At 53.8% G+C, this 12,871-nt stretch carries 10 protein-coding genes and 1 pseudogene; 4 read left to right on the forward strand and 7 right to left on the reverse strand.

The annotated features are described in order from the left end of the window. Nucleotides 1–97 (forward strand): annotated as a pseudogene (locus BUA85_RS16970) (sulfopyruvate decarboxylase subunit beta); the annotation flags it as partial. A 45-nt stretch (nucleotides 98–142) separates the two neighbouring features. Here the strand turns inward: BUA85_RS16970 and BUA85_RS14255 are convergent. Next, complete coding sequence (locus BUA85_RS14255; protein WP_072902257.1) at nucleotides 143–3,109, reverse strand: L-glutamate gamma-semialdehyde dehydrogenase; 2,967 nt, start codon at nucleotides 3,107–3,109, stop codon at nucleotides 143–145. Nucleotides 3,110–3,200: 91 nt separating this feature from the next. On the opposite strand from BUA85_RS14255, the gene BUA85_RS14260 reads away from it, so the two are divergent. Further along, on the forward strand, nucleotides 3,201–3,674 hold the full coding sequence (locus BUA85_RS14260) for an Lrp/AsnC ligand binding domain-containing protein (protein WP_072902258.1): 474 nt from the start codon (nucleotides 3,201–3,203) through the stop codon (nucleotides 3,672–3,674). A 15-nt stretch (nucleotides 3,675–3,689) separates the two neighbouring features. Here BUA85_RS14260 and BUA85_RS14265 read toward each other — a convergent pair whose 3' ends face one another. The 6 genes from BUA85_RS14265 to BUA85_RS14290 all read right to left on the reverse strand — a co-directional run bounded on the left by BUA85_RS14265 (nucleotide 3,690) and on the right by BUA85_RS14290 (nucleotide 10,970). Beyond that, nucleotides 3,690–4,733 (reverse strand): ABC transporter ATP-binding protein, encoded by a 1,044-nt coding sequence (locus tag BUA85_RS14265; RefSeq protein WP_072902260.1) that lies wholly within the window; start codon nucleotides 4,731–4,733, stop codon nucleotides 3,690–3,692. 3 nt (nucleotides 4,734–4,736) lie between these two features. Beyond that, on the reverse strand, nucleotides 4,737–5,972 hold the full coding sequence (locus BUA85_RS14270; RefSeq protein WP_072902262.1) for an MGH1-like glycoside hydrolase domain-containing protein: 1,236 nt from the start codon (nucleotides 5,970–5,972) through the stop codon (nucleotides 4,737–4,739). After that, nucleotides 5,969–7,186, reverse strand: a complete 1,218-nt coding sequence (locus BUA85_RS14275) for a carbohydrate ABC transporter permease (RefSeq protein WP_072902264.1) — start codon at nucleotides 7,184–7,186, stop codon at nucleotides 5,969–5,971. The genes BUA85_RS14270 and BUA85_RS14275 overlap by 4 nt, the downstream gene beginning before the upstream one ends. Further along, a complete protein-coding gene (locus BUA85_RS14280; protein ID WP_072902524.1) occupies nucleotides 7,183–8,424 on the reverse strand; it encodes a carbohydrate ABC transporter permease in 1,242 nt (413 codons plus the stop codon). Before BUA85_RS14280 ends, BUA85_RS14275 begins: the two co-directional genes overlap by 4 nt. Nucleotides 8,425–8,487: 63 nt before the next feature. Then, entirely contained in the window at nucleotides 8,488–9,837 is a 1,350-nt protein-coding gene (locus tag BUA85_RS14285; protein WP_072902266.1) for an ABC transporter substrate-binding protein, read from the reverse strand. Next, on the reverse strand, nucleotides 9,834–10,970 hold the full coding sequence (locus BUA85_RS14290) for a LacI family DNA-binding transcriptional regulator (protein WP_072902526.1): 1,137 nt from the start codon (nucleotides 10,968–10,970) through the stop codon (nucleotides 9,834–9,836). The genes BUA85_RS14285 and BUA85_RS14290 overlap by 4 nt, the downstream gene beginning before the upstream one ends. 433 nt (nucleotides 10,971–11,403) lie before the next feature. Between BUA85_RS14290 and BUA85_RS14295 the strand changes: the two genes are divergently transcribed. Then, a complete protein-coding gene (locus BUA85_RS14295) occupies nucleotides 11,404–12,462 on the forward strand; it encodes a Hint domain-containing protein (protein WP_072902268.1) in 1,059 nt (352 codons plus the stop codon). Between the two features lie 151 nt (nucleotides 12,463–12,613). Continuing rightward, complete coding sequence (locus BUA85_RS14300; protein WP_072902269.1) at nucleotides 12,614–12,817, forward strand: hypothetical protein; 204 nt, start codon at nucleotides 12,614–12,616, stop codon at nucleotides 12,815–12,817. Nucleotides 12,818–12,871: the final 54 nt, after the last annotated feature.

Genomic DNA, 12,871 nt, shown 5'->3' on the forward strand with positions numbered 1-12,871 from the left:
GATCGTCAAATGCGACAGCGGCAACGCCAAGATGCCCGTCATCACCATGGACCCCGTCATCATCAAGGACCGCTTTATGAAAGCGATCGAGGCTTAGAAAACTGGTGGGCCCTTCATCTAGGGCCTGCCAATTATCTGTAATCTATTCTGATATTGCGATCAGGCTTGCGTTGCCTCCAGCGGCCGCGGTGTCTGTTGAGATCACAGTCTCTTCCACAAATTTCGTCAGATAGAGCGGGCCACCCGCCTTATGACCAGTGCCCGACAAACCATGTCCGCCGAATGGCTGAGACCCAACAATAGCGCCGATTTGGTTACGGTTCACATAGATATTCCCGGCACCAACCCGTTCGCTGACGTAGCCAATGCGCGCATCGATCCGACTGTGCAGACCGAAGGTCAGACCAAAGCCAGAGGAATTGATTTCGTCGATGACCTTATCCACATCAGAGGCAGCAAAACGCTTGATATGCAAAACCGGGCCGAAGACTTCTTTGTCCAACTTTTGATCACGCTTCAATTCAATGATCGTCGGGGCCAAAAAGGTTCCTTCCGTTGGCGCATCGCCTTGGAACAAAATCTTGTGTTCAGCAATATGTCCATTCAGTCGGTTCAATGCGTTTTGGTCGATGATTGGGCCAACGTCGGTTGCCTGATCAAAAGGATCGCCAAGCCGCAATGTCTTTGCCGCGCCGACAATCATATCAATCATGCGGTCGGCCACATCTTCCTGCACATAAAGGATCCGACATGCTGAACACCTTTGCCCCGCAGATCGGAACGCGCTGGTTACAACGTCATCGCACACCTGTTCGGGGAGGGCGGTTGCATCCGCAATCAGTGCATTGATCCCGCCTGTTTCCGCCACAAGGGGAACGATTGGGCCGTCCTTCGCAGCCAGCGTCCGCTCGATGACTTTCGCGGTCGCCGTTGAGCCGGTAAAGGCCACGCCTGCCACGTCGGGGTGAGAGACCAGCGCCGCGCCGACTTCCGCACCACCGGGGGCGAGTTGCAGCACATCTTTGGGCAAGCCTGCCGCATTCAGTATCTCAACCGCTTGCGCCCCAATGATTGGCGTCTGAGGCGCCGGTTTCGCTATGACGCAATTTCCTGTCGCCAAGGCTGCGGCTGTTTGCCCCAAAAAGATCGCCAAAGGGAAGTTCCACGGTGCAACCGTCGCCCAAACGCCGCGTCCGGAAATGGAATAGAGGTTCTCTTCCCCCACGGGGCCCGGAAGCTCTCTGGTGACGCACAGCGTTTCAGCTTCATCCGCGTAGTACCGTAAGAAATCCACGGCCTCGCGAATTTCTGCGATCCCATCGTCCAAGGTCTTGCCAGCTTCGCGCGACAGCGTTGCCATCAATGCGTCCCGATTGTCTTCCAAGCCATCTGCCGCGCAACGCAGGATCTTTGCCCTTACTTTGGCGGGCGTGTCGCGCCACTTTGGGAAGGCGGAACCCGCACGGGCCATCATTGCGTCGATGTCATCTGGAGAAATCGGTAACACCTCAGCCGCAACAGGCGCCGCATTCATGCCCTCGAGCAAAGCATCAAGCTCTGAGCGGCTGCCGAACTCCAGACCATCGGAGTTTTGCCGCGCTCCAAACAGTTTTCTAGGGCGCAAAATCTTTGGATGCCGCGGTACATCGAGCTGTTTCGATGGCCGTTCCAGCAGTTCATCAACGGGCACATCTTTGTCACCTACTTTTGCAACAAAAGACGAGTTCGCCCCGTTCTCTAAAAGCCGCCGGACCAAATAGGCCAGCAAATCCCGATGCCCGCCAACAGGGGCATAGATGCGCACAGGTAGGTTTTCTTGTTTGCGCACGGCAGCATAAAGCTCTTCACCCATGCCGTGAAGGCGTTGGAATTCAAAACCGTCGCGATGTCCGCTGGAATCCGCCATTTCGATCACTGTGGCAACGGTGAGGGCGTTATGCGTTGCGATTTGCGGGAACAGAACATCCCGCCGTTCCAACATCCGCTTAGCACAGGCCAGAAAGGAAACATCCGTCGCAGGTTTCCGAGTGAAGACAGGGAAATCATCAGCCCCTTCGACCTGAGCATGTTTGACTTCGGCATCCCAATAGGCCCCTTTGACCAGACGGACCATCATGCGGGATTGATGCGCCTTGGCCAGTTCAACGACCCAATCGATAACGGGCAAGGCGCGTTTTGCGTAGGCTTGAATTGCCAAGCCGAACCCGTCCCAGCCGCGCAGTGATGGGTCAGCGAACACCGCTTCGATGACGTCCAACGACAGCTCCAGCCGGTTCTGTTCCTCAGCATCAACGGTGAAGTTCAGATCGAAAGACTTCGCGGCCTGTGCCAGTTCGACAACAACAGGAACAAGCTCTTGCAGAACCGCCGCCCGATTTCGAGCTTCAAACCTTGGGTGCAGGGCGGAGAGTTTCACCGAAATCCCGGGGCGATCCGGCAACGGCTTGTTCCCAGCTTTGCGACCTATCGATTGGATCGCGTCGGCATAGGCCTTTGCATAGCGTTTCGCATCGTCCCACATGCGCGCGCCTTCACCGAGCATGTCGTAGGAATGACGATCGCCGCGCGTTTCGGAGGCGCTGCCTTTGCTCATTGCTTCTTCGATGGTCTGGCCCAAAACGAATTGGTTGCCCAAGAAGCGCATCGCCTGTCTGACACCCTGCCGCACAGCGGGCGCACCGATACGTTTTACCGTAGCACCGATGATGCCCTGCGGTTTGTCGGTTGGGCGCACAATGCGGTTTGAAATGCCCAATCCCCAGGTCGCGGCTGTGACGAAATACGTGTCAGATAACCATTCGGTATCAGACCAATCACCTGCGCCGATCTTATCCTCGATCAACTGGTTCTGCGTTTCCGCATCCGGCACGCGCAGCAACGCTTCCGCCATAACCATCAACGCAAGGCCTTCTTTCGTCGACAGGCCGAAATCACGAAGAAAGTCCTCAAGCCCGCCAAGCTTGCTGGCGCTGCTTCGAATGCTATTCACGAAATCCCTTGCGCGTTTGTCGATGTTTGCATCGGCCTTCGCGGGTCGGGCAATTGCATCGATCAGTTGCGGAACAAGGATCTCATCGGACGGGGCGTAGGGTGCGGAAAAATGTGTCATGCGTTGATGATACCCTCGGTACTAAATTGAATTTCACCAAACTTGCCTCGATAGGAATTGATTTTGGTGAAAAACTCAGCATACTTCGACTATGGCGGAGAAAAACACCAACCTTGACCAATACGATCTACAAATCCTCCGGCTCTTAAATCGTGACGGTCGCATGTCGGTCACTCATTTGTCCGAAGAAATCGCTCTTTCGGCCAACGCCACATCCGAGCGACTGCGGCGTTTGCAAAGGGACGGCTACATCGAAGGGTTTCATGCCAAACTTTCTGCAGAAGCTCTTGGCCAAACGCTCACCTGCTTTGTTGAGGTAAAGCTTGAACGGGTGTCCGAAGACGTCTTTGACGCCTTCTCAAAAGCCGCGAGGCTGTCGGACGAAATTGAGGAATGTTATCTCACCGCCGGAGGCTTCGATTATCTATTGAAAACGCGGCACGCCAGTATGCAGGCTTTTCGCGAATTTTTGACCGGTCGATTGCTGCGTCTCCCCGGTGTCAGGGAAACGCGCACATTTACGGTGATGGAAGCGGTGAAGGAAAGCTTTGGTCCGAAAGTTTAAACTTCTTTCACGAAATCACTTAGACGCCAGACCATCCGCATCAAAGAAATGCAAACGGTCTTTGGCAAAGTTCAATCCGCAACGGTCGCCTGGTTTCAATTCGGTTTCGCCGTTTATCCGAACGTTCACTTGACCGGCCTCGCCACAGTCAAAAATCACGAAACTATCGGCGCCAAGGTATTCCAAGACATCGACGGTCCCATCAACTTCGCCTGATCCAACCTCGCCGATTTCAATATGCTCTGGGCGAATGCCAAGATGAACTGCCTCACCGGAGAATGCACCGCCGCGATGTCCTGCAACCGTGTAGTTTGACCCATCAGTAGAGCAGGGTAGGACGTTCATTTTTGGGCTGCCAATGAACTGTGCAACAAACAGATTGGCTGGATGATCATAAAGCTCTCGTGGTGTGCCGACCTGAGCGATCTTGCCGAATTCTAGCACCACGATGCGATCAGCAAGCGTCATCGCCTCGACCTGATCGTGGGTGACGTAGATCATCGAAGCCTGCAATTGCTGATGCAGTTTCGCGATCTCATAGCGCATTTCCACCCGCAAAGAGGCATCAAGGTTTGACAGCGGTTCATCGAACAAAAATGCGGTTGGGTCACGCACAATGGACCGGCCAATCGCAACCCGTTGGCGCTGACCACCGGACAGGTCTTTCGGGCGGCGATCCAAATAAGGGTCAAGCTTGAGCACCCTTGCCGCCTCGTTCACCTTTTCTTCGATTTCAGCCTTTGGCAAACCTGCGGATTTCAAAGGGAAGCCAACATTGTCACGCACGGACATATGCGGGTAGAGCGCGTAAGATTGGAACACCATTGCAAGGCCGCGCTTCGATGGCGGTTCCGCCGTTGCATCGCGTCCGTCAATCATGATTTGTCCGCGGCTGGTTTCTTCCAATCCCGCAATCATACGCAAAAGCGTGGATTTCCCGCATCCTGACGGCCCGACAAAGATCACGAACTCGCCTTCATTGATCGTCAGATCGACGCCTTTGATCACCTGAGCTTCGCCATACCACTTCTCAACGGCTTTCAGTTCGATGGTTGACATATCTTACGTCCTCCCTGCCCAGGCGAGCCATACTGCGGCCGTCCAGGTGAAATCAGACCCGCCACAGGGCGAACCGTTTGTTGGGTCAAAGTATTCGTAAAAACCGCCCTTGCGGATCAGTTCGGCGGTTTCCCGACGAAGACGCTCCGCCAGCAAATCACGACCAGCGTCTTGAAGCCCAATGGCAATAAGGCCGTTCATAAACGGCCAGCTTGGCCCGCGCCAATAGCGCTGCGGGTCAAATCGCTCAGCCTTCGGATCCGCCGAGGGAATGCCGTATGTAACCGCATCCCAAGCATCCAATGTGCGTTTGTCCATCGCGGGATTGTCGATCCCAGCGTAGGTATAAAGAAACGCCCCAGAACTGATATTGTTGGCCCAAGCGCCGCTGCGGATGTCACTCGCGTCGTAAGACCCGAGGTCGTCGTTCCACAGGCTCGGAACCGCCGCCGTCAAATCGTCGATCCAACCTTGGATTTCTGCGGTGTCCTCACCAAGCTTTTCAGCCATTGCCAAAAGGTCTTTGTCCGCGCGAAGCAAGATGAACGTCATAGCAGGATCAGCCATCAGGAACGGGCCTTCTTCCATGATCTTTCTGTCGTCCCAGCCAACGTCCCGACCGAACTCCAGAATGGCGACGTATTTATCGTATTCCTCTTTCTTCGGTCTCATTTCTGGATCAACGTGACCCGTGTCGCGCCGCTCATAGGGGGCAACTTTCGATCCGTCGACGCCTGCCATGCCGATGTCCCAATCTGGGCAATTGTCGCGACCAGATTCCCAAGGGTGCGTGATCGTGGCAGGTCCATGCATGCAACGAACCTCATGATACCATCTGTGCCAAGCGAGCATCTTAGGAAACAACTTTGCGATACGTTCTCTACCAGCATCAGGATCCATACCCCAAACTTTTGCCGCAATGGTTGCTGCAACAGGGGGTTGGCTGATGCCCGAAGTTGGCGGTGTTTGGCCGGTGCCCCAAACCTGAGGCCCTGGAAAATAGCCCGGATCATCTTCATGGAAAATGATGTGTGGAACCATGCCCGACGCCCATTGGCTTTGGAACAAGGTCTCAAGCTCTGTCCAGGCTCTATCGATGTCGAACGTGGCAAAGCCCCATGCGGCTAAGACGCTGTCCCAATTCCATTGGTAAGGGTAAAGGCCAGAGGTGGGTATCGTATACGCCCCCTTGTCGTTCCCCTGAAGGATCGCACGTGCCAGATTATCCAAGTTCTTCATCCTTTTACTGAGCCTGCGGTCAGGCCTTTGGTCATGAAACGTTCAAGCCCGAGGAAGAGCGCCATAATTGGAACAGTCGCAACCACGGATCCAGCCATCAAATGCTGGCGTGGGATCTCAGAGCTGTTGAGGGACGCGATGCCTCGGGTCAAAGTGAATTTCGACGGGTCGTCGAGAAGCATGAAAGCAAGAAGGAATTCGTTCCAAGCGATCATGAAAACATAGAGCGAAACAGATGCCATCGCAGGAAGGCTAAGCGGCAAGGTGATCTTCCAGATGACCTTCAACCGCGACAAGCCATCCATAAGTCCCGCTTCTTCGACCTCGGCGGGAAGACCGCGGAAATAGCCCTGTAGCATGTAAAGCGCGACCGGGATCGTAGTGACTGGGTAGATCATCACGATACCAAGGATCGAATTGCGAAGCCCCGCCATCGAGAAGCCGATGTAAATCGGCAAGGCGAGAACGATCATTGGCACCATGTAGATGAGCAGGATCGATCGAGAGAACGCCGCCCGTCCATTGAACCGCAGCCTTGCAACAGCGTAGGCACCGGGAACCGCAAAGAGCAGCGTGATGAAGACGGTCAGCACTGAAATGTAGAAGGAGTTCCACAGGTAGATGCCGAAGTTAAAGTCGGTGAACAGTTCGATATAGGAGCGGAAGAGGTCGCTGCCTTTCGAGAGATCAAGCGAGAAGTCGAGCGGGTTTTGGATCAACTCTGACTGGTTTTTTAGGCTTGTCATGACCATCACAAAGAAGGGGATCAAGACGATTGCCGTGAAAAAGATGTAGCCCAATCCTGTCAGGAACCGGATCACCGCCGCCTCGAATTCGTGCCGGGTCAAAGCGCCAACGGCGCAGTCAAACATAATCACATAAGTTGTGTAGGCCGAAATGGTCCCAAGCAAGATCCATGAAAAAGCAGATGAGAAGGTGCTTGTCGTCTCACCAACTTCAATAGGTGCGAAGCCCGCGAAACCCAATAGAATGAAGGCCACGGCAACACTACCTGATGCAACTGTTCGTGCGTTCGGAAACTGAACCGCGCCGTAGCCTAACAACGCGCCCCAAAAGAAGGACAGCCAAAGGTACGGTTTGAATGGGTCACCAGTGACAAGCGACATTCCAACAGAAATCGTCGTTGCCAGAATAAACATCCACAGCGCCCCAAGGAGGGGGCCAGTGATATATCCGAAGCGGAGCGCGCTCATAGCCCGTCCTCCTGATTGCCATAGCGGAAGAAGAAGAAGGAGAAGATCAACAAGCAGCAGAAGATAACAACTGCGACCGCTGCACCGGCACCGATATTACCGATTGCAAAGGCCTGTTCGTAAACATTCACGGTCAAGGTGCGCGTGCCAGCGTTACCACCCGTCAAAAGGAAGATGTCGTCAAACTTGTTGAAGGTCCAGATAAAGCGCAGTAAGAACAGGACGGAGAGAATGCCCAAAAGTTGCGGCATAGAGAGCGACCAGAAGATCTGGAAAGGGGAGGCCCCGTCCATGTCTGCGGCTTCATACATATCGGTGTCGATGGATTGCATCCGCGCAAGGATGAAAAGGAACGACAGCGGGAAATAGCGCCAAATTTCAAAAATCGTGACCATAATCAAGGCAAGCGGGCGCTGTCCGAAAAAATCGATAGAACTTTCGGTGACACCCATTTGAATTAGCAAAGCGTTGGCAGACCCAGAAAACGGATCGAACAAAAGGATCCATGCAAATGCAACTGCAATAACGGGTGCGACATAGGGAAAGAGGTACAGACCTCTCAAAATTCCTTGGCCGCGGAACGATTTGTTCAGAAGTAGCGCTGCGAAGAGGCCGAAGACGAGGGCGCCGATCGTTCCAAAGATTGTGTAGAAGAGCGTGACGCCAAGCACGCCCCAGAATTCATCACTGTCAAAAACCTTGGCGAAGTTCTCCAACGTGAATTCGGAATTCGTTAGAATGTTGTCCGCTTCTCCTGTCACTTCCGGCTCGCCCGAGAGGTCTCCACCAGAGTCCAGGAAATCCTGCCCGACGATGGACGGAATGCGGATTTGATCACGGAAACCGCCTTCGACGTCTCCGAAATCACAACGAATAAATCCGCCTGAAATCTCGCAACGCTCGTCCACTTCCTGCGGATCAAGGCCAGCAGGCCATGCTTGCGTTAATGTCACGCCAGAAATCGTTTTGTCTTGGTTCGAGTTTCGAATGCGGTAGCGCACAGTAATTTCATCACCGACGGCTTCGGCATCGCCTCGAATATCCGCGCGCACAACCATTTCTGGGGGCCTAAGGTCGGCCAATCCAACCGGTTTAAAGCTGATCCAGAAGATCGCAAGAAGCGGCAAGATCACAACAAGGGCCACGGCGGCAATCGTCGGGAACAAGAGGCCCCAAGCAAGGCGCGCCTCGCGCCGGGCAAGTGGGCCGGTTCCTGTGGGGGGTGTCATTGTTGTCATCATAACGCTCCGGGTTTGGAGGATGGGGCGGCTCCACAAGCCGCCCCATTGGGAGGAGAGGGCTCACTCGATTGCGCCCAGCTCTTCGTTCATTGCGGCTACCGCAGAGGCTGCGTCGATGTTGCCATCGATGTACTCACGCACGATACGGTTGATCGCTTGCGAGTTGATCATCTTGGATGCCAACGCCAGTTGGCCTTCAGCCACGCCCCAACGCTGAGCCACATCAAGACCACCAACGATTTCGTCGATCATCTCTTGCGCATAAAGATCACCCAAAGGCGCTTTACGATCTACGCCCACTGGCAATGTCGACCATGCAGTTGTGAAGGCTGCTGGGTCTTCTGCGTTACCACGACGCACAGGGAATTTACCCTCTGGCGCGATGGACAGCGTCTGGGTGTAGCCTTCGTCCATGGAGTACTGAACGAACTCCATTGCTGCGTCTGTTGACGCATCAGATGTGATACCGAAGTAACGAACGTCACCCCAAGCCGCGCCATCTGGGTTGGATGGACCTGCAAAGTTGGTCACGATGCCGGTTTTGCTAGCCAGTTCACCAGATGTTGGATCGTCGTTGATGGTGGGTGGAGCGCTGTCACGCAGACCAGCCAATTCATCAAGGATGAATGGAGACCAGATGATCATCGCAGCGTTGCCAGAGAAGTAGAGCGAACGGGACTGATCCCAGTACAGCTCACCATCAGGGGACGCGTCAGCAATGGCTTTGTAGAAGTCCAAAACTTCAGTGGTTTTGGCCACGTCCAGATCAGCCGCACCATTGGCGTCCACTGGTGACACACCGTTGGCGAGGAACACATGCTCAAGAACCTGAGACATGAAGTTTTCATCAACCTTTGTCGCAGCAACGAAGCCGTAGATTTCTGGCGGGTTGTGAAGCGCTTCAAGTGCAGCTTCGACGTTTGCGAAGGAGTTTGGCGCCTCAAGGCCCGCTGCTTCGAACAGGTCTTTGCGGTAGACGATCATCTGTGTCCAGCCATCAACCGGAACCGATGCGTAGCCGCCATCAACGGCTGCCATATCCAATGCGCCAGACGCAAAGGTATCAGCGCCCAGATCTTCGATCACATCAGTTGCCGCGTCTGAATCCAGAATGCCTGCTTCATACCAAGGCAGCGCGTACTGCAAGGTGTGATAAATCACGTCAGGCAAGTCACCCGCTGCAAAGGCCGCTGTGGCGCGCGTGCCAAGATCGCTTTCAGATACTGGAATGACTTCAACAGTGTGACCTGACGCCGCCGCAAACGCGGCTGCCATTTCTTCCTGCTTCGCCAAACGCTCTGGCTGTTCTTCTGTCGTCCAGAAACGCAGATTTTCGGCAGAAACAGACGTTGCTGTCAGTGCAAGCGCCATTGCCGCTGTGGACAAATGGCGCAGTCTAAGGGTTTTCATGTGGAGTTCCTCCCATTGGAAAAAGCGCCCTTCGGCCCTAGGCCCCGAAGATGCGCGGATAGCTGAGCAGAAGTTAAAGCAGGTGCGCCTGCTGATCCTCTGTCCAGAAAGGTTGCCTGCTCAAGCTCGTGCAGGTCTTTGGCTTCATCATCACGCAAGTGACGAATGAGAAGTGCACCAAGCCGCTCTCCGGCTCGGGCGATGTCCACCGCGTATGTGGAAAGCGGTGGCTCGACAGCGGCCCCTTCGGGCACGCCGTCATAAGAAATGACCGAAAGGTGTTCGCCGATGGTCAAATCCAATTCTTTGGCGAGAGGGTAGAGCCCCAACGCGGCGCGATCGAGCGCGTAAACGAAGGCGGTTGGCGGGTTATCGGCAGCCAAGATCGACTGCGCAGCGGCCCGTCCGTCTTCTTCGGAAAGGCATTCCTCGAAAATAAGGCTATGGTCTATGTCCAAGCCAGCATCTGTCAGACCTTGGATGTAACCCTCTCTACGCAGCTCGCTGTATTTGTATTTTGAGCCGCCATTCACAAAGGCGATCCGGTCGTGCCCAAGATCGTGCAGATGCAAAACTGCTGAACGCATCGCCTCTTCACCTGCAATGTCATACCAGACAGTTTCTTCGTCAGAGTTCGTGCGCCCAAAGGTGACAAAGGGAATATAGTCGTTGCGAAGGCGGGTGATCCGTTCGTCGTCGATCAGGGTACGTGGAATGATGAAACCATCTGCTTTGCTTTCCATTTGGAGCTTAGAGATAATTTCAAGAGTCTCTTCCGGCGTGGAGGATGCGGCCACCGTCAATGTCCACCCTTCGGCGGACGCGGACCGCGACATCCCTGCTAGAAACTCCGCCATAAACGGGCGGTGCGCGTCATGTTCAGCGAGCTCGATAATGAAGCCAATAGCGCGAACGCGACCCGTGCGGATTGATTGCGCTGTGGCAAGCGGGCGGTATCCCAATTTTTGCGCCATCCGCTTCACACGCGCTCGCGTTGTCTCAGCAATATCAGGATAGTCGTTCAACGCGCGGCTTACGGTGCTCTTCGTGAGCCCAAGGGCATTGGACACGTCCGAAATGGTCGCGCGGCGTCCCGGCCGTGATCGTCCATTCTGTCGCTGAGCTGCTGCCAAGCTATTGTCCTCCCTTCCACTAACGATCAAAGCCGAAACCGGTTTCGGCAACCAAAATCGGTTTCGGAAATTCAGAATCTGATAAGTTCCTGAAGAAATTGGAAAAAGTAACATCATATTTTTGATTTTCGATCCCAAAATCGAAATTATGCACACAGTACTTTCGTGTCTTCTTGAAGATTTTCTTGCGTATATCTTTCGGAGATTCGGCTTATCAGTGACCAAAAACTAGAAAAGAGATTGCGTGATTTCGACATTGGCTGAACGCGCTAGTGAAGCGCCATACCGAAACGCGTTCGATTGATTGAAACATAAATGACTCAGTGCGCTGGTTCGCGCATTCGGAGGGCTTGTTTGCGCACCAACTTCTCGCCTATTTTTCGGAAAACAAACCGCAAATTCAGAAATGCGGGCACAAAGGCAGGCAGTATAGATGGACACCCGCTTTCGCGGCACATTCGTTATCCCGTGGTCACAAACCGAATTAGACGGTCAAAGGTCTGCGCCGGTCATGGAGATATCTCCAGGTCGTGTATGGTCTTGGACCGGCGAGGCCGTGCGCGTTGACGGTCCTGAAAATATTCTGCCACTCGCTGCCACAGATACAGAGATCGACATGCGCAATCGTGCTGCTCTGACCGTTAAGCGATTGCTTCATTCCTTGGGTTCAGCCAGCAGCAGGCAAACACTTGTCACACTGCAAGAACCGCTCTTTGGGAAATGCTTTGTGCTCACCAATGGGCGAAAGATTTGGGAGGTCTTTGTTGTTTCGGTAGGGCCGGGCAAGAAACCTCTTTTGATGTTTCATGGGAACATCCCACCACGCGAAACAGACCTTTGGATCGTCAAACACAATCTGGATGAAGCGTTGTTGGACGAAGCGGACGAAACGCCACAAGGTGTGATCTGTTTCACGCCTGGCACGCAAATTGACACACCTAATGGACCTAAGGACGTGTCAAACCTTCAGGTCGGCGATTGTGTTCAAACGATGGATAATGGAACGGCCGAAATCCTTTGGCTCGGTTCAAAATCAATCTCTGGTGCTCGCCTAAAGGCAATGCCGTCTTTTGTGCCCATTCGCCTTCGAGCAGGGTCGCTGGACAAAGATGTCCCTGATGCAGGTCTGTTGGTCTCACCAGATCATCGAGTGGTCTTGCGGGGTGCTAGAGCGCGCGATTTGTTCAACTCAGAAGAAGTATTGGTGGCAGCACGCGACTTGGTAAACGATCACTCGATCATTCGAGATCATTCAGTGAATTCTGTGGAATATATTCACATGATGCTTCCTCAACATGAAATCGTCTTCGCAAACGGTGTCGCGACTGAGAGCTTCCATCCCGCAAACGCTGCGTTAACCGCAATGCAGGAAGACGAGTTGGGTTTCCTTAAGTCGTCGCTCCCGAATGCAGATGGGCAATTCAGTAGCTATGGAGGCTTCGCAAGGCGACTGCTCAAGCAGAGCGAAGCCGCTATTTTGGGGGCAAATTAGCCGCCCTTCTGACTTATTGAGCGAGATTGAGACAATTTCCCCGTATAGGAAGCGAAATTGTTGGCTAATTTTATTCAACTACTGTTGGTTTATAACAGATGCGGGCATGCAGTGCCGAAAGGTCAATTTCAGGCCTAACAATGGGGTGGATATGGGGTTTTTAGAGAAAGGTCGTTCGACCTTTTTGGGTTGCGTCGCATTGGCGACAGTTGGATTATTATATCCCACACAGATACAGGCCACTCCGTTTACAACAACGGTTCCTGGAACTGGTGTCGCGCTCCCAGATGAATACCCAGAAGCTGGCGGCGTCGCGATGGTGCTAACAGGTGCCAACGGGAACATTTACTATTGATCAGCCCCACTTAAGTGGTCCAGTTCGACTGTTAGTGCATTATTGGCCTGGGTT

This window comes from Cognatiyoonia sediminum, assembly GCF_900129845.1.
Taxonomy (GTDB): Bacteria; Pseudomonadota; Alphaproteobacteria; order Rhodobacterales; family Rhodobacteraceae; genus Cognatiyoonia; species Cognatiyoonia sediminum.